Genomic DNA, 16032 nt, shown 5'->3' with positions numbered 1-16032 from the left:
GGGTGTCACACGCTGGCAGGCTTGGGCCATGGCAACAATCCTCGTGACCGGTGGTACGGGAACACTCGGCAGACAGGTCGTGGACAGGCTGCGCACGGACGAGCACCAGGTCCGGGTGCTGAGCCGCGGTTCACAGCCGTACACCGTCGATCTGCGCGACGACGACAGCAGGGCGCTGGACGCGGCGCTGAAGGGTGTGGACGTGATCGTCCACTGCGCGTCCTCGGTGCGCGGCGGTGACGACAGGGCGGCGGCGCATCTGGTGGAGTCGGCGATCCGTGCACGGATTCCGCATCTCGTGCACATCTCGATCGTCGGGGTCGACCGATTGCCGCTCGGTTACCACCGGACGAAAAGGATCGTCGAGCGGGTGATCGAGGATTCGGGGCTCGGCTGGACGATCGTGCGTACGACCCAGTTCCACGATCACGTCCTGCGGATGCTGGAGGGCGCGACCAAACTGCCGGTCGCCGCGCTGCTTCCCGCGCAGGTGAGCCTCCAGCCGATCGGCTCGGCCGAGGTCGCGTCCTGGGTGGCGGACCTGGCGGCGCGGCCGCCGGCGGGGCGGGTCCCCGACCTCGGCGGTCCCGAGGTCCGGACCGTGCGGGAGCTGGCCGACGCGTATCTGCGGGCGACGGGGCACAAGCGGCGGGTGGTGGCGATGCCGCTGTTCGGAAAGGCGTACGCGGGGTACCGCGAGGGCCATCAGCTGACGCCCGAACGGGCGGTGGGCAAGGAGACGTTCGAGGACTTCCTGGCGACGCGGAAGTTATGAGCCGGCGCGGGAAAAGGCGTTTCGCGTGACGGCCGTGTGCGGTGCTTCCGCAGGTCGCTGACGCTCCGTCAGACAGGCGGCGCGAACAGGTCGTTCTGGGCGGCGTCCCGCGCCGTCAGCAGCGCGCCGCGCAGCACGGCCGCGCCGCCCAGGGACGTCGCCACCACCTCCGTACGGAGGGGGGACATCCGCGCCAGGCGGGCCTCGACCCGGGAAGCCAGCGCCGTACCGCCCGCCTGGCCGACCTCGCCCGCCAGGACCACCCGGCCCGGGTCGAGTACGGCGCTGATGGCGGCGGCGCCGACCGCGAGCCGCGCGGCGAGCGCGTCGAGGAAGGAGTCCCCCGCCGGACCCGCCGTGAGGGCGGCGCGTACGACGGCCGCCGCCGGCGGCTCCTGGGGGCCGGGGTCGGCGAACAGGCCGTGCTTCTCGGCGAGTTCGCAGACGGCCGCCGAGCCGGCCAGCGAGTGGAACCCCCCGTCGCAGCCGGTGGACGAGGGCAGTCCCGACGTCCCCGGCACCGGAAGGAAGCCGATCTCTCCGGCGCCGCCGGACGCGCCCCGCCGGACCTTGCCGTCCAGGACGAGCGCCGCGCCCACGCCGAAGCCCAGCCACAGCAGGACGAAGGTGCCGGTGACCTGGTCCCGCGCCGCGCCGACGCGCTGTTCGGCGACGGCGGCGAGATTGGTCTCGTTCTCGACGAGGACGGTGGCGGAGAGGCGTTCCTGAAGCGCGGCCACGAGTCTTCGGTGCCAGGCGGGCACGCCGCTGGTCTCACGGAGTTCACCGGTCACCGGGTCGATCAGGCCGGGCGCGCCGATGCCGACGCTGTGCAGCCTCACGGCGCCCGCGTCGCGGGCCGTACGCTCCAGCAGCGCCGCAGCGCCCTCCACGGCCGGTTCGACACCGGTGTCACTGCCTATGGGCAGCACCGCCTCGGCGAGGGTCGCGCCGAGGAGATCGCTGACGACGACGGCGACGCTCTGTGTGCGTACGTCCAGCGCCGCGAGATGCGCCCGGTCGGCGACGAGACCGTACAGCCGCGCGTTGGGGCCGCGGCGCCTGCCGCCCGTCTCGCCGACGATCCTGACCAGGCCGGAGCCTTGCAGCCGCTCCACGAGGTCGGCGACCGTGGGCCGGGAGAGCCCGGTGAGTGTCTTGAGCTGTCCCGCCGTCAACGGGCCTTCTTCCTGGAGCAGTTCCAGGGCGAGGCGGTCGTTGATGGCCCGTGCCGTGCTCGGGGATGCGGCCATACCTGGATCCTTCCAGATGGCCATGGCGTTCTTGCGACCGGTGCCATCTATTTATCAAGCAGGGTTCCTGATAGTTTACTGCCGCGCCGGCCGCACCGGCCGCGCTGCTGGACAGGCGTCACCGCGCCACAGGGGGAGGACGAGACGCAATGACGACCGGATCACCGGACTTCGACACGCGACGGCTCCGGCAGGCACGGTTCGCCGTGGCCGCCGTCTTCCTCGTGCACGGCTCCGTCACCGGCAGTTTCGCGACCCGTATCCCCTGGATCCAGGATCACGCGTCCCTGAGCGCCGGGCAGTTGGGCCTTGCGCTCGCCTTCCCCGCCATCGGCGCGTCGGTCGCGATGCCGCTGGCCGGCGCGGTGAGCCACCGCTTCGGCGCCCGTACGGCGCTGCGCGGACTGCTCGCGCTCTGGACGCTCTCCCTCACCCTGCCCGCGCTCGCCCCCAACCTGCTTACGCTCTGTCTGGCGCTCTTCGTCTACGGCGCCACCTCGGGCATGTCGGACGTCGCGATGAACGCGCTCGGCGTGGAGATCGAGAACCGGCTCGACAAGTCGATCATGTCCAGCCTGCACGGCATGTGGAGTTCGGGCGCGCTGCTCGGCTCCGCCGGCGGCACCCTCGCCGCCCATATGGACAGCGACGCGCGCGTGCACCATCTGATCGCGGCCACCGTGCTCACGGTCGCGGGCCTGATCGCCTGCCGGTGGGTGCTCGATCTGCGCAGCGCGCCGGACGACGAGCCGCCGCCGCGCTTCGCCCTGCCGCCGAAGTCCGCGCTGCTCATCGGCGCGGTCGGATTCTGCGCGGTCTTCGCCGAGGGCGCGAGCCTCGACTGGTCGGCGGTGTATCTGGAGGACGTACTGGACACGTCCCCCGGGCTCGCCGCCGCGTCCACCACGGCCTTCGCCCTGACCATGGCCGTCGCGCGGCTGCTGGGCGACCGGGTCGTCGACCGCTTCGGCGCCGTACGGTGTGTCAGGGTCGGCGGCTTCTGCGCCACTCTCGGCGGCGTGCTGGTGGTCGTCGCGCCCGGTCCGCTGGTCGCGATGGGCGGGTTCGCCTTCGTGGGGCTGGGTGTCGCGGTGGTCGTACCGCTGGCCTTCGCCGCGGCCGGGCGCAGCGGGCCCAACCCGAGCCAGGCCATCGCGGGCGTCGCGACCATCACGTACACCTCGGGGCTGATCGCCCCTTCGGCGATCGGCGCGGTGGCCGACGCGACGTCCCTGGTCGTCTCCTTCGGCCTGGTGACGTTGCTGGCCTTCGGTCTGGTGCTGGGCGCGAGTGTTCTGAAGACCAGCGACCGGCGTACGGCTCCGGGGGCGGGGGCGGGGGCACCGGCGCCCGCGCCTTCCATACAGAAGGACTGACGGGGCGCGAACAGCCCGACCGGGCGCGAACGCCGAGGTCGCCGAGCGCCGGCGTCCCCCGTTCTGACGAAGTCCCGCTCCCCCGGCCCCCGGTGGGCTCCCGGGCTGGGACGCTGCCCCCATGGCGGAGATCCAACTGCTCGCGGCCCCACCCGACGCCGACCGGCGCCCACCCGATTCCGTGTGGCAGCGCATGCACGCGCTGCGTTCGGCGTGGCCGGACGGTGACGGCGTGGGGGTGTTCAACGGGCTCTGTCTGTCGGGCGCGGGGGACATCGCGGCGTCGTACGGGGGCGGTCGCGCCGCTACGGCCGCCACGCGGGAGGCGTCCGCGCTGCGTTCGGCGCTCGCCGAGCGGTATCTGGCGGCTGTCGACGCGGTGGACCTGGGCGGGCGGGCGCCGGCCGCCTGGCGGCCGCTGTTCCACTACCGGCGCCATCCGGGCCTGCGGCCTGCGCAGTTCGCGCTCGCGGGCGTCAACGCGCATGTGGGGCACGATCTGGCGCTCGCCGTGGTGGACCTGTGCCGGGCGCGCGGCTGCGAACCGCCCGCGCTGGAAACGGCGTTCGCGCGGGTCGGCGACGCGCTCACGCTGCTCGTGGAGCGAATCGGTGAGCAGGCACCGGCCGGTCCGGATGCCGGACGCGGCCTGCGGGTCGAGGACCCGGTGACGCATCTGCTCGGGTCCTGGAACGTGGAACGGGCCCTGGAGGCGGCCTGGTCGTCGGCGCTGGTGCTCTGGGGGCTGCGTGAAGTGCCGCCGCTGGCCGAGGAGTTCAGGGAGCGGATGGACGCGGGGGTGGGGCTGGTGGGGCGGTGCCTGCTCACGCCGTACGGCTGAGAGCGGCGCGGGCGGGCACCGTCCCGTACGCGTCGCCCGCCCCCGTACCGCTCAGTCCTCCGGCAGCTCCACCGGGGCGATCTCGTCGTACACGTCCCCCGGCCCCGGATTCGCCGGGTCCGTGGTGCCGCCGAAGTGGGTCATCACGCCCCACACGGCGTTGAGCGCGGTCTGTACGGCGCCCTCCGCCCACCCGGCCGTCCATGAGATGTCGTCGCCCGCCAGGAAGACGCCGCGCTTGTCCGCGGGGAGCCTGTCCTGCATGAAGTGGGTGAACAGACGGCGCTGGTAGCGGTAGTGGCCGGGCAGGTTCGCCTTGAACGCGCCCATGAAATAGGGCTCGTTCTCCCACGAGACCGTCACCGGGCTGCCGATGATGTGTTCGCGGATGTCGACCTTCGGATAGATCTCGCCGAGCGACTTCAGCATGACCTCCATCCGCTCGTTCGCCGACAGCGGCAGCCACTTCAGGCTGTCGTCGCACCAGGTGTAGGAGAGGCAGATGACGGCCGGCCGGTCCGGTCCGTTGTCCAGGAGATACGTGCCGCGGGTCATGCGGTCGGTGAGGGTCATCGACATCGTGTCGCGGCCGGTCGGACTCCCCTGGTCGTCGACGGCCTTGTCCAGCCAGAACGGCCGGTCCACCGGCACGAACAGCTTGGACGACTCCATGTAGTGGGTCCGCTCCATCGCCGTCCAGTGGTCGATCGGGAAGAGCGAGTCGGAGCAGTCGATCTTCGAAAGCAGCATCCAGGACTGGGCGGTGAAGACGGCGGCGCGGTAGGTGCGGATGTCCCCCGAGGCGTCGGTGACGGTGATCCGGTCACCCGCCGTACGGTGCAGCCGGGTCACGGCACCGCGCGGCTCGCCGCCGTGCAGCGAGGAGAGCGAGGTGCCGAGCGGCCAGTGCGTGATCTTGGCGGGCTCGCGTTCCCAGAGCCGCAGCGGCAGTTGCCTGCTGCCGCCGACGATGCCGCGGTGGTGGTCGTCGGCCTCGGAGTAGACGACGCGCAGGATCTCCAGGATGGAGTTGGGGAAGTCGGTGTCCCAGCCGCCCGTACCGAAGCCGACCTGGCCGAAGATCTCGCGGTGCCGGAAGGACTTGAAGGCCTCGGAGTCGCAGAGGAAGCCGTAGAAGGTCTGGTTGTCGAGCTTCTCGACCAGCCGCGCCCAGATCTCCCGGATCCGTGGCACGTCGCGCTCGCGCATGGCGCGGTTCATGTCGGAGAAGTCGGCGCCCTCCTCCAGACAGGTGTTCCAGGCGGCCATCACGTCGCGGTAGACCTGCGGCAGATCGTCGATCGTCTCGGCGTAGTGCGACTCGCCCTTGAGGTCCACGACGGTCGAAGGGGTGCCGGGGGCAAGGGGGTTGGGGAACGGCTCGGTGACCAGGCCCACCAGGTCGATGTAGTGCTGGAGCGCGGTGGAGGACGGCGGGAAGCGCATCGCGCCCAGCTCGGCGGTCAGTTCGGGGTCGCAGCCGTCGAAGCCGACGGTACGCAGCCGGCCGCCGATCCGGTCGGCCTCGTAGACGACCGGCCGCAGGCCCATCTTCATCAGCTCGTACGCGGCGACGATGCCGGAGAGACCGCCGCCGATGACCGCGACCTCGGCGCCGTGCTCGGTCGCCGGGACCTGGCCGACGCCGGCGGGGTGGGCGAGGAAGTCGTCGTAGGCGTACGGGAAGTCCGGACCGAACATGGTGATCGGCGGCAGGCCGGCGTCCGCTTGGCCCTCGGGGTGCGGGGCGGCGGTGGGCACCGTGGACGTCATGGGGTACGGGCTCCTTGCGGGGTGGGGCGGGCGGGGTGAGGGCGGTGGGAGGCGCGGGGCGGTCGCGGTCAGTTCAGGGAGCCGTAGAGGCCGGGGCGGCGGTCGCGCAGATAGGGGTTGGCGGCGCGGGAGGCCCGTAGCAGTTCGGAGTCGACGTCGCCGAAGAGCAGCTCTTCGCCGCGTCCGGCCCTCGCGCGGGTGGTGCCGTCGGGACCGGCCAGACAGCTCAGCCCGACGAACTCGAAGGCGGCCCCGGACCCGTCCCCGGCCTCGCCCTCGGACCCGGTCCGGTTCACATACGCCACGTACAGCTGGTTCTCGAAGGCACGCACCGGCACGACGGACTCGGCGACGAACTGGAACGGGTGCATCTGGGCTGTCGGCACCAGCAGCAGATCGGTCCCGGCGAGCGCGTGGGCGCGTACGTTCTCCGGGAACTCGACGTCGTAGCAGATCATGATCCCGACCCGCAGACCGCCGAGCTCCGCCTGCACGACCGGGACCTCGCCCGGCGTGAACCACTTCTCCTCGAAGCCGCCGTAGAGGTGGGTCTTCCGGTAGTCGGCGAGGGCCGAGCCGTCGGGGCCGATGAGCCGCGCGGCGTTGTGGAGGCGCGCGGCGGCGCCGTCGCCTGCCCGCTCCGGGTAGCCGTACAGGATCGCGATGCCGTACTCGTCGGCGATCCGGGCCACCGCATCAGCGGCCGGACCGTCGGCGGGCTCGGCCAGCCGGGACACGTCGGCGCCGATGGCGTAGCCGGTGAGGAACAGCTCGGGACAGACCAGCAGGGCCGCCCCGCCGGCCGCCGCCTCACGCGCCGCGCCGGCGATGAGCTCAAGATTCCGCACGGTGTCGCCGGGCCTGCCGGAACTCTGGAGCAGGGCGATACGCGACGACGGCATGGCAGACCTCGGGACGTCATGGTGTTCGGGGGGGGACATTCAGAAGGTACGGCTCCGACTTCCGCGGCGGCAAGGCGCGTCTGTTGCGTGTGAGCAGGGCATTCGTTGCGTCTTCGGGCCCTTGGACGGCGATTCGTTGCGTCGCCGGGGCGGCTCAGCCCGGCGCGCCCGACGAGAAGCGCCGGAGCAGCGGTGAGAGCACCAGGACCGACTTCGTCCGTTCCACGTACGGCTCTCCCGCGATCTGTTCGAGCACCCGCTCGAAGTGGCGCATGTCGGAGGCGAAGACCTGGACCACGGCGTCGGCGTCGCCCGTGACGGTCGACGCGGACACCACCTCCGGGTAGCGCGAGAGGCCCCGCCGGATGTCCTCCGGCGACGTCTTGTGGCGGCAGTAGATCTCGACGAACCCCTCGGTCTCCCAGCCGAGCGCCGCCGGGTCCACCCGCACGGTGAAGCCCGTGATGGCGCCTTCGGCGCGCAGCCGGTCCACCCGCCGCTTCACGGCGGGCGCCGAGAGGCCGACCTCGGAGCCGATGTCCGCGAAGGAGCGGCGGGCGTCCTCGGCGAGGGCGTGCACGATGCGTTCGTCGAGCTTGTTCAGTCGCACTGCGGGCGGATCACTTCTCTGCGGGTGGTGGTCGCCGTGGCCGGCCGGAGGCGGGGCGCGCCCCGCCTCCGAAGTAGACCATGAGGCGGACGGTCGCACCCGTGCTCACCCGGCCGGTCCGCGCCATGGCCGGACGGCGGAACATTCCGGGCCTTCGACGGGGCACCTATGACGTCGGAGGCGAACACGCCCTCCGGGACGACGACCAGGACCGAGGAGCACGATGAGCTGGCTGGACCCCGCACCCTTCCTGCGTGGAGTGGGCTGGATGGACGGCGGCCGGGTGGTGCGCGCTGACCCCTCCGACATGTCGCAACTGTCGTGGGACATCACCAGGCGCGCGCTCCTGCCGATCGGGGTGCGTCTGGAGTTCTCCTCGGACGGCGCGAAGGCCGTGAACGTCCGGTACCGCGCGACTGTCCCCGAGCCCGGGGACCCGCTGACGGAACTCGCCCACGGCTTCGCCCTCTGGGAGGGTCAGCGCCTCGTCGGCGAGACGTTCAGCGAGCCCGCGCACGAGCAGGTGGCGCGTATCGAACTGCCCGCGTCCCCGGGCCCGTTCACCGTCCATCTCCCGGAGGGGCACGCGCCCGAGATCCTGGGCGTACGGCCGGTCGGCGGTTCCCTGGTCCCCGCGCCGAAGCGCGCGCGCTGGGTCGTCCACGGCGACTCCATCACCGAGGGGTGGTCGTCGACGCGCCCCGCGCGCTCCTGGCCCGCCGTCGCGGGCCGGACGCTCGGTCTGGACACGGTCAACCTCGGTTACGCGGGTGCCGCCCGGGGCGAACTCGCCACCGCTTCCCACATCGCCGCGCTCCCCGCCGATCTGATCACTCTCGCCTTCGGCACCAACTGCTGGTTCGGGGTGCCGTACTCGGCGCCGCTCCTGTACGAGACGACGCGCGCGTTCCTCGGTGTCGTACGCGACGGGCACCCGGACACGCCGCTGCTGGTTCTCTCGCCCGTGCTGCGGCCGGACGCCGAGCACGGCGGCAACGCGCTCGGGGCGACGCTGACCGGGCTCCGCGCGGCCATGGAGGAGGCCGTACGGGACGTCGTCGCGGCGGGCGACGACCGGCTTCTGCTGCTGCCGGGCCGGAGCCTGCTCCGGGCGGAGCACCTGGTGGACGGGGTGCATCCGAACGACAGCGGGCACGCGCTCATCGCCGGGGCGGTCGCGACCGCCCTGCGTGAAGCGGACTGTGTGCGGCCGGTCATTCGACGGCGAGCAGACCCTCCCGCAGCCGTCCGGTGATCCGGGACAGCAGTCGCGACACATGCATCTGGGAGACGCCGAGTTCCAGCCCGATCTCCGACTGCGTCATCTCCGCGCCGAACCTCATCCGGAGGATCCACTTCTCGCGGTCGTCGAGCTCGTCGATCAGCGGCTTGAGCGCCTGCACGTTCTCCGCCACCTCCAACTGCGTGTCGGGCGCGCCGAGTCGGTCGGAGAGCGGCGACGAGGACTCGACGCCGTCGTCGGCGGGCAGGTCGATCGAACCGGCCGTGTAGCCGTTGCTCGCGACGACGCCTTCGATGACCTCGGTCTGTTCGAGGTCGAGGTGTTCGGCGAGTTCGGCCGTCGTGGGAGCCCGGTCCAGTTCCTGTGACAGTTCGTCCGTCGCCTTGGCCAGGTCGATCCGCAACTCCTGGAGCCTGCGCGGCACATGGACGGCCCAGCTCGTGTCACGGAAGAAGCGCTTGATCTCACCGACGATGTACGGGACGGCGAACGTCGCGAACTCCACCTCGCGGCTGAGCTCGAAGCGGTCGATCGCCTTGATGAGACCGATGGTGCCGACCTGGACGATGTCCTCCATCTGGTCCGAGCGGTTCCGGAAGCGGGTCGCCGCGTACCGCACCAGGGCCAGGTTGAGTTCGATCAGGGTGTTACGGACGTAACTGTGCTCGTGGGTGCCCTCCTCCAGCTCCGCCAGCCGGACGAAGAAGACCCGTGAGATCTCCCGTGCGTCCCTGGGCGCCACATCTCCCGGGCATTCCACATACGGAAGCCCCAATTCCGCCATATCGGCCTGGTGGGTTCCGTACCGAGTCGTGTCGGTCGGGACTGTGCTCGCCGTGGCCACTGTGTCCTCCCCAATTCGTTGGACAGTGCACAGCCCGTGTACCCAGCCCCAACCGGCTCATGTCCAAAGGTTCGTGACCGGGATATGCCAATCCCGGTCGAGAGCCTCGGACTTGTCCGACAGGAGACCGCTAACTCCAGCTCGCGTGGAGCGGCTTGCCCTCCGCGTAGCCCGCCGCGCTCTGCACCCCGACGATCGACTTCTCCGCGAACTCCTCCAGCGAGTTCGCCCCCGCGTAGGTGCACGCGGACCGGACCCCGGCGATGATCGAGTCGATCAGGTCCTCGACACCCGGCCGCACCGGATCGAGGAACATCCGCGAGGTCGAGATGCCCTCCTCGAAGAGCGCCTTGCGGGCCCGGTCGTACGCCGACTCCTCGCTCGTACGGTTCCGGACGGCGCGCGCCGACGCCATGCCGAACGACTCCTTGTAGAGCCGTCCGTCGGCGGCCTGCTGGAGGTCGCCCGGCGATTCGTACGTACCGGCGAACCAGGAACCGATCATGACGTTCGACGCGCCGGCTGCCAGTGCCATCGCGACATCGCGCGGGTGGCGGACTCCGCCGTCGGCCCAGACGTGCTTGCCGTACTTCTTCGCCTCGGCGGCGCACTCCAGCACGGCGGAGAACTGCGGCCGGCCCACGCCGGTCATCATGCGGGTGGTGCACATGGCGCCGGGCCCGACACCGACCTTGATGATGTCCGCGCCCGCCTCGACGAGATCGCGCACGCCCTCGGCGGCCACGATGTTGCCCGCGACGACCGGCACCTTCGGGTCGAGCGCCCGCACGGCTCTGATCGCCGTGAGCATCGACTCCTGGTGGCCGTGCGCGGTGTCGACCACGAGTGTGTCGACGCCCGCGTCGAGGAGTTGCCCCGCCTTGCCCGCGACATCGCCGTTTATGCCGACGGCCGCGGCGATCCGGAGCCGGCCGTTCGCGTCGGTGGCCGGGGTGTAGAGCGTGGCGCGCAGCGCGGCCTTACGGGTGAGGATGCCGACCAGCCGGCCCTCGGTGTCGACGGCCGGGGCCAGCTTGCGGTTGGCGTCGTCGAGCCTGTCGAACGCCTCGCTCGGGTCGATGTCCGCGTCGATGAGGAGCAGGTCCTTCGACATGACCTCGGAGAGCTGGGTGAAACGGTCGACCCCGGTCAGGTCGTGCTCGGTGACGACCCCGACGGGACGCCGGTCGTGGTCCACCACGACCCCCGCACCGTGCGCCCGCTTGGGCAGCAGGGACAGGGCGTCACCCACGGTCTGCGCCGGCGCGAGGACGATCGGGGTGTCGAGCACGAGATGCCGGGTCTTGACCCAGGAGACGACGTCGGTGACGACCTCGATCGGAATGTCCTGCGGGATGACGACCAGACCACCGCGCCGGGCGACGGTCTCCGCCATCCGGCGGCCCGCGATAGCCGTCATGTTGGCGACGACGAGCGGGATGGTGGTACCGGTGCCGTCGGGTGCGGCGAGGTCCACGCCCTGCCGGGAGCCGACGGCCGAGCGGCTCGGCACCATGAACACATCGTCGTACGTCAGGTCGTACGGCGGCTTCAGATCATTGAGGAAACGCATACCGACTCTCTCACCTGCGGTTGTACGGAAGGGCGGGTGGGGAGTCAGCCCCGACCGGTGACGGTCCCGGCTGCGGCTCCTCCATCATCATCGCCGATGGCAGGCGCTTCTGGCGAACCGGCGGAGTGCTTTCCGTACCATCGGCCGACCTGCGCGGGAGCCGTTCGTAGCTTCGGCCGAGAGAGCCGCGAGCCGGTGGGCCGGTCCCGGCTCCCCGGCCGCGGGCTCACTCGCCGTCCGGGTCCGCGCGGTCCAGGGCCGGGCGCGGTCCTGGCGTGAAGTCGTTCAGCAGGAAGTCGGCGGCCGCGGTGTCGGTGACCAGGCTCGTGACGAGCCCGGACCTCAGGACGGAGCCGATGGCCGCGCCCTTGCGCTGGCCGCCGGCGATCGCGACGACCTCCGGGATCCGGCGCAGCCGGTCGGTCTCGACGGTGATGCACCGCTCGCCGAGGTCGCGTCCGACCCGCCGGCCCTCCGCGTCGAAGAGGTGCGCGGACATCTCGGCCTCGACGCCGAGGGACGCGTAGTGCGAGCGCTCCTCGTCGGTGAGCATGTCGTGGACCGTGGAGATCCCCGCCTCCCAGGAACCGATGGAGACGGCCGCGACGGTGACCTTGTCGAAGTACTCGAAGGCGCGGGCGATACCGGGCTGGCCGCGCAGCGCCGCCGCCGTCGCCGGGTCGGGCAGCAGCATCGGGGCGTAGATCGGGTGGGCCTCGCCGCCGGAGACCTGGGCGGCGCGCCGTACGGCCTCGACCGAGCCGCGCTCGGCCGTGCCCGCGTCGTATACGCCGGTGAGCTGGACGACGGTGCAGGGCGGCAGGCGGTCGAGGGCGGCGGCCATGTGGATGGTGGAGCGGCCCCAGGCGAGACCGAGGATGTCGCCCTCGACGACCAGTTCACCGAGGAGGTCGGCGGCGACCGCGCCGAGGTTCTCGGGGTCGGGCGACTCGTCGGCGGTCTCGGCGGGCGACTCCACGACGACGGCGTGCCGCAGGCCGTAGCGGGCGCGCAGGGCGTCGGAGCGCTCGGCGTCCAGCTCGGCGGGGACGCGGATCTCGATCCGCACGAGGTCGCGTTCGAGGGCGGTCTCCAGGACCCGGGCCACCTTGAAGCGGCTGACGCCGAACTCCTCGGCGATCTGGATCTTGGACTTGCCCTCCAGATAGAAGCGCCGGGCCATGGCCGCCGCCTGCACCAGTTCCGCGGGTCCCATGCGCAGGGCCGGCCGACCCGCCGACATTCCAGCCACTGCGATCTCCTCACTGCTGTTCATACTGGACGCGCTCTCATCCTGTCAGATTCGGCGGTCCTTGATCAGCCCGGTCGGGCGGCGTTCATTTAGCCGTGGCCGGGTGGCCGCGTGAAGTTGTGGCTCAGTGGACGCATGCCCAGCCGGCCGATGCGGTCGCCTCGTCGGCCTGGCGGCGCAGCATCCGTACGGCCGCGGCGGGGTCGTCCGCCCCGTACACCGCGGAACCGGCGACGAAGACGTCGGCGCCCGCCTCGGCGCACCGTTCGACGGTTTCGGCCGAGACGCCGCCGTCGACCTGGAGCCAGAGCTCCAGACCGTGTTTGGAGATCAGCTCCCTGGTGCGGCGGATCTTGGGCAGCATGATGTCCAGGAAGGCCTGACCGCCGAAGCCCGGCTCCACGGTCATGATCAGCAGCATGTCGAGCTCGGGAAGCAGGTCCTCGTACGGCTCGATCGGCGTCGCCGGCTTCAGCGCCATCGACGCGCGTGCGCCCTTGGCGCGGATCTCGCGCGCGAGACGTACGGGGGCCGCCGCGGCCTCCACATGGAAGGTGACCGAACCGGCGCCCGCCTCGACGTACCGCGGCGCCCAGCGGTCGGGCTCCTCGATCATCAGATGGCAGTCCAGCGGGGTCCGCGTCGCTCGGGCGAGCGCTTCGACGACCGGCACACCGAGGGTCAGATTGGGCACGAAGTGGTTGTCCATGACATCGACGTGGAGCCAGTCGGCGCCATCGACGGCTCGCGCCTCTTCGGCCAGACGTGCGAAATCGGCGGACAGGATGCTGGGGTTGATCTGGGCCATGTGCCAAGCCTGCCATGCTCCGGACGGGTTCCCCGCCCCGATGTCCGGCATCGGGCCACGGGGACGGGCACACACCGCGCAAACCTCGCGATTCGGCGGGGCGGGCGGGGCGGATACGGCCGGAGGCATGCGGATACGGCCCGCGGCCGGACTCCCCTCAGGCCGTACGGCGCAGCAGCGCCAAGTACATCGCGTCCGTGCCGTGCACATGCGGCCACAGCTGGACGTCGGGTCCGTCCCCCAGCGCCGCGACACCGGGCATCAGCGGCCGGGCGTCGACCCACTCGGCCTCGGCCCTGGGGCCGCCCCGGCCCTTCAGGACGTCCTCCACGACGGCACGTGTCTCCGCGGGGTGCGGGGAGCAGGTGGCGTATCCGACGACTCCGCCCACGCGTACGGCGTTCAGCGCCTCGCGCAGCAGTGACCGCTGGAGCGGCGCGAAGCCCTCCAGGTCCTCGGGGCGGCGCCGCCAGCGGGCCTCGGGGCGGCGGCGCAGGGCGCCGAGTCCGGTGCAGGGGACGTCGACCAGGACGCGGTCGAAGACACCGGGCCGCCACGGCGGGCGGGTGCCGTCGGCGCTGATCACCTGGTACGGGCCGGGGTTGCCGGCGAGCGCGCGCTCGACGAGGCGCGCCCGGTGCGGCTGCTTCTCGGAGGCGAGCAGCCGCGCGCCGCGTTCGGCGGCCAGCGCGCCGAGCAGCGCCGCCTTGCCGCCGGGGCCCGCGCAGCCGTCGAGCCACCGCTCGTCGGTGCCTTCCAACGGTGCGTTGGCGAGCGCGACGGCGACGAGCTGGCTGCCCTCGTCCTGGACTCCGGCCCGTCCCTCGCGTACGGCGTCGATGGCGCCGGGCTCGCCGCCCTCGGTGAGCCGGACCGCGTAGGGGGACCAGCGTCCGGGCAGTCCGGAGTCCTCGCCCAGGGTGTCGAGCAGTTCGCCGGGGGAGATCCGGCCGGGGCGCGCGACGAGCGTCACCTCGGGCCGCTCGTTGTCCGCCTCCAGCAGGTCCTCGATGCCGGCCCGGCCGCCGCCGAGGGCGTCCCAGAGCGCCGAGACGACCCAGCGGGGGTGCGAGTGGACGACGGCGAGATGGTCCTCGGCGTCCTCGTCGTACGGCGGCGCGACGCGCTCCACCCAGGTGTCGAGGTCGTCCTTGGCGATCTTCCGCAGGACGGCGTTGACGAACTTCGCGCGCCCGTCACCGAGCACCACGCGGGCCAGCTCCACGCTCGCCGACACGGCGGCGTGGGTAGGGATGCGGGTGCCGAGCAACTGGTGCGCGCCGAGGGTGAGTACGTCGAGCACGGGCGGGTCGACCTGGCGCAGCGGCCGGTCGACGCAGGCGGAGATGATCGCGTCGTAGGTGCCCTGGCGGCGGAGTGTGCCGTAGACCAGCTCGGTCGCGAGCGCCGCGTCACGGGTGTCGAAGTCGCCCGCCTCCCTGGCCTTCTTGAGAAGGGGCGGCAGGACGAGGTTGGCGTAGGCGGCGCGTTCGTCGACGGCCCGCAGTGCCTCGAAGGCGAGGATCCGCACGGGATCCTTCTTGGGACGCCGGTAGGGCTTGGGGGGACGGCGACGGGCCTGCTCGTTCAAAGGTGCTCCGCAGTGGGAAAGGTGCTCCGCGAAAGTGCCGCGCGTGTGGGTCGAAGGCGCCGCGCGTGGGCGCCGGACTCCTTCAGCGTACGTCTGCGGCGCCCTCGGCCGCGCCGAGCCGTTCGCCGGCCGAGATCCGGACGCCGCGCGCCCAGTCGGCGGCCCGCATGGGCTTCTTGCCCTGCGGCTGGACCCAGAGCAGTTCGACGGCGTACGAGCCGGTGCCGACGTGCACGGAGTTCTTGCCGACGGCGGGCTCCCCGGGCGCGAGGTCGGTGCGGTCGGTCACCGGCGCGAGCTGGATGAGCTTGAGCCGTTCGCCGCGGAAGACCGTCCAGGCGCCGGGCGCGGGGGTGCAGCCGCGTACGACGCGGTCGACGCGCAGCGCGGGCGCCGTCCAGTCGACCCGCGCGTCCTCGACCGTGAGCTTGGGAGCGAGGGTGATGCCGTCGGCGGGCTGCGGTACGGCCTTGAGGGTGCCGTCCTCGATACCGTCCATGGTCGCGGCGAGCAGCCCGGCGCCGGCGAAGGCGAGCCGGGTCAGCAGGTCGCCGCTGGTGTCGGTGGGCCGTACGTCCTCGGTGATCACTCCGTAGACCGGACCCGAGTCCAGGCCCTCCTCGATGAGGAAGGTGGCGGCGCCGGTCGTCTCGTCCCCGGCCATGACCGCGTGCTGTACGGGGGCGGCACCACGCCACGCGGGCAGCAGCGAGAAGTGCAGATTCACCCAGCCGTGCGCCGGGACGTCGAGCGCGACACGGGGCAGCAGCGCCCCGTAGGCAACGACGGGGCAGCAGTCGGGCGCGATCTCGCGCAGCCGCGTCAGGAACGCCTCGTCGCGGGGCCGGGCGGGCCGCAGGATCTCGATCCCCGCCTCTTCGGCGCGCTCCGCGACGGGGCTGGCGACGAGCCTGCGGCCCCGTCCGGAGGGCGCGTCGGGGCGGGTCACGACGGCGGCGACCTCGTGCCGGTCCGAGGCGATCAGTGCGTCCAGGGCGGGTACGGCGACCTCGGGGGTGCCTGCGAAGACGAGCTTCACTGCGGGACTTCCTCGCTCTCTCGTGCGCTCACGGTCCGTCGGGCGCGCGGGGGCGGCGGGCACCGGGCGCGGGCGATGACGGACAGCGCACCAGTCTATGGGCCTTCACGCGGCCGGACGGATGGGGGCGTACGGGAGCCCGCGCGCACCGC

At 72.1% G+C, this 16032-nt stretch carries 14 protein-coding genes; 4 read left to right on the top strand and 10 right to left on the bottom strand.

Features of this window, described 5'->3' with window-relative positions:
* Nucleotides 1-28 precede the first annotated feature (28 nt).
* Nucleotides 29-775 (top strand): SDR family oxidoreductase, encoded by a 747-nt coding sequence (locus OIE74_RS32400; protein ID WP_329389994.1) that lies wholly within the window; start codon nucleotides 29-31, stop codon nucleotides 773-775.
* 68 nt (nucleotides 776-843) lie between these two features.
* On the opposite strand, the gene OIE74_RS32395 is transcribed toward OIE74_RS32400, so the two are convergent.
* Nucleotides 844-2028 carry an ROK family transcriptional regulator gene (locus tag OIE74_RS32395; RefSeq protein WP_329389992.1) on the bottom strand — a complete coding sequence of 395 codons (1185 nt, stop codon included), beginning with the start codon at nucleotides 2026-2028 and terminating at the stop codon, nucleotides 844-846.
* A 149-nt stretch (nucleotides 2029-2177) separates the two neighbouring features.
* Here OIE74_RS32395 and OIE74_RS32390 point away from each other — a divergent pair, with 149 nt between their 5' ends.
* Nucleotides 2178-3404, top strand: a complete 1227-nt coding sequence (locus OIE74_RS32390) for an MFS transporter (protein ID WP_329389990.1) — start codon at nucleotides 2178-2180, stop codon at nucleotides 3402-3404.
* A gap of 121 nt (nucleotides 3405-3525) precedes the next feature.
* Nucleotides 3526-4245: a DUF5995 family protein gene (locus tag OIE74_RS32385; RefSeq protein ID WP_329389988.1), complete on the top strand. Its 720-nt coding sequence runs from the start codon at nucleotides 3526-3528 to the stop codon at nucleotides 4243-4245.
* Between the two features lie 51 nt (nucleotides 4246-4296).
* Here the strand turns inward: OIE74_RS32385 and OIE74_RS32380 are convergent, their stop codons facing one another.
* The 3 genes from OIE74_RS32380 to OIE74_RS32370 all read right to left on the bottom strand — a co-directional run bounded on the left by OIE74_RS32380 (nucleotide 4297) and on the right by OIE74_RS32370 (nucleotide 7530).
* Nucleotides 4297-6018, bottom strand: coding sequence for a flavin monoamine oxidase family protein (locus OIE74_RS32380; protein ID WP_329389986.1), 1722 nt, complete (start codon nucleotides 6016-6018; stop codon nucleotides 4297-4299).
* 68 nt (nucleotides 6019-6086) lie between these two features.
* Nucleotides 6087-6920: a carbon-nitrogen hydrolase family protein gene (locus OIE74_RS32375; protein ID WP_329389984.1), complete on the bottom strand. Its 834-nt coding sequence runs from the start codon at nucleotides 6918-6920 to the stop codon at nucleotides 6087-6089.
* Nucleotides 6921-7074: 154 nt separating this feature from the next.
* Entirely contained in the window at nucleotides 7075-7530 is a 456-nt protein-coding gene (locus OIE74_RS32370) for an Lrp/AsnC family transcriptional regulator (protein WP_078078353.1), read from the bottom strand.
* Between the two features lie 223 nt (nucleotides 7531-7753).
* Between OIE74_RS32370 and OIE74_RS32365 the strand changes: the two genes are divergently transcribed.
* Nucleotides 7754-8785: a GDSL-type esterase/lipase family protein gene (locus OIE74_RS32365; RefSeq protein ID WP_329389982.1), complete on the top strand. Its 1032-nt coding sequence runs from the start codon at nucleotides 7754-7756 to the stop codon at nucleotides 8783-8785.
* Here the strand turns inward: OIE74_RS32365 and OIE74_RS32360 are convergent.
* From OIE74_RS32360 to fmt, 6 genes are all read right to left on the bottom strand, one after another.
* Entirely contained in the window at nucleotides 8745-9617 is an 873-nt protein-coding gene (locus OIE74_RS32360) for an RNA polymerase sigma factor SigF (protein ID WP_443076294.1), read from the bottom strand. The genes OIE74_RS32365 and OIE74_RS32360 overlap by 41 nt on opposite strands.
* A 130-nt stretch (nucleotides 9618-9747) precedes the next feature.
* Nucleotides 9748-11190, bottom strand: a complete 1443-nt coding sequence (locus OIE74_RS32355) for a GuaB1 family IMP dehydrogenase-related protein (protein ID WP_329389978.1) — start codon at nucleotides 11188-11190, stop codon at nucleotides 9748-9750.
* Between the two features lie 226 nt (nucleotides 11191-11416).
* The gene (locus OIE74_RS32350) at nucleotides 11417-12466 is read right to left on the bottom strand and encodes a sugar-binding transcriptional regulator (protein WP_329389976.1); all 1050 of its coding nucleotides are present in this window, start codon (nucleotides 12464-12466) and stop codon (nucleotides 11417-11419) included.
* Between the two features lie 100 nt (nucleotides 12467-12566).
* Nucleotides 12567-13250 (bottom strand): ribulose-phosphate 3-epimerase, encoded by a 684-nt coding sequence (gene rpe / locus OIE74_RS32345; RefSeq protein WP_329389974.1) that lies wholly within the window; start codon nucleotides 13248-13250, stop codon nucleotides 12567-12569.
* A 157-nt stretch (nucleotides 13251-13407) separates the two neighbouring features.
* Nucleotides 13408-14841, bottom strand: a complete 1434-nt coding sequence (locus OIE74_RS32340) for an RsmB/NOP family class I SAM-dependent RNA methyltransferase (RefSeq protein ID WP_329389972.1) — start codon at nucleotides 14839-14841, stop codon at nucleotides 13408-13410.
* An 82-nt stretch (nucleotides 14842-14923) separates the two neighbouring features.
* Nucleotides 14924-15880, bottom strand: coding sequence for a methionyl-tRNA formyltransferase (fmt, locus tag OIE74_RS32335; protein WP_329389970.1), 957 nt, complete (start codon nucleotides 15878-15880; stop codon nucleotides 14924-14926).
* Between the last annotated feature and the right edge of the window lie 152 nt (nucleotides 15881-16032).

The sequence above is a fragment of the Streptomyces sp. NBC_01716 genome (genome assembly GCF_036248275.1).
Lineage (GTDB): Bacteria > Actinomycetota > Actinomycetes > Streptomycetales > Streptomycetaceae > Streptomyces.
The sequence above is the reverse complement of the archived record's forward strand: the minus strand, read 5'-3'. Positions and strand labels throughout refer to the sequence as shown.

Excerpts from the sequence above, each read along its gene's own strand:
- OIE74_RS32400 (WP_329389994.1), top strand. The coding sequence starts at position 29 with ATGGCAACAATCCTCGTGACCGGTGGTACGGGAACACTCGGCAGACAG.
- OIE74_RS32395 (WP_329389992.1), bottom strand. The coding sequence starts at position 2,028 with ATGGCCGCATCCCCGAGCACGGCACGGGCCATCAACGACCGCCTCGCC.
- OIE74_RS32390 (WP_329389990.1), top strand. The coding sequence starts at position 2,178 with ATGACGACCGGATCACCGGACTTCGACACGCGACGGCTCCGGCAGGCA.
- OIE74_RS32385 (WP_329389988.1), top strand. The coding sequence starts at position 3,526 with ATGGCGGAGATCCAACTGCTCGCGGCCCCACCCGACGCCGACCGGCGC.
- OIE74_RS32380 (WP_329389986.1), bottom strand. The coding sequence starts at position 6,018 with ATGACGTCCACGGTGCCCACCGCCGCCCCGCACCCCGAGGGCCAAGCG.
- OIE74_RS32375 (WP_329389984.1), bottom strand. The coding sequence starts at position 6,920 with ATGCCGTCGTCGCGTATCGCCCTGCTCCAGAGTTCCGGCAGGCCCGGC.
- OIE74_RS32365 (WP_329389982.1), top strand. The coding sequence starts at position 7,754 with ATGAGCTGGCTGGACCCCGCACCCTTCCTGCGTGGAGTGGGCTGGATG.
- OIE74_RS32355 (WP_329389978.1), bottom strand. The coding sequence starts at position 11,190 with ATGCGTTTCCTCAATGATCTGAAGCCGCCGTACGACCTGACGTACGAC.
- OIE74_RS32350 (WP_329389976.1), bottom strand. The coding sequence starts at position 12,466 with ATGAACAGCAGTGAGGAGATCGCAGTGGCTGGAATGTCGGCGGGTCGG.
- rpe (WP_329389974.1), bottom strand. The coding sequence starts at position 13,250 with ATGGCCCAGATCAACCCCAGCATCCTGTCCGCCGATTTCGCACGTCTG.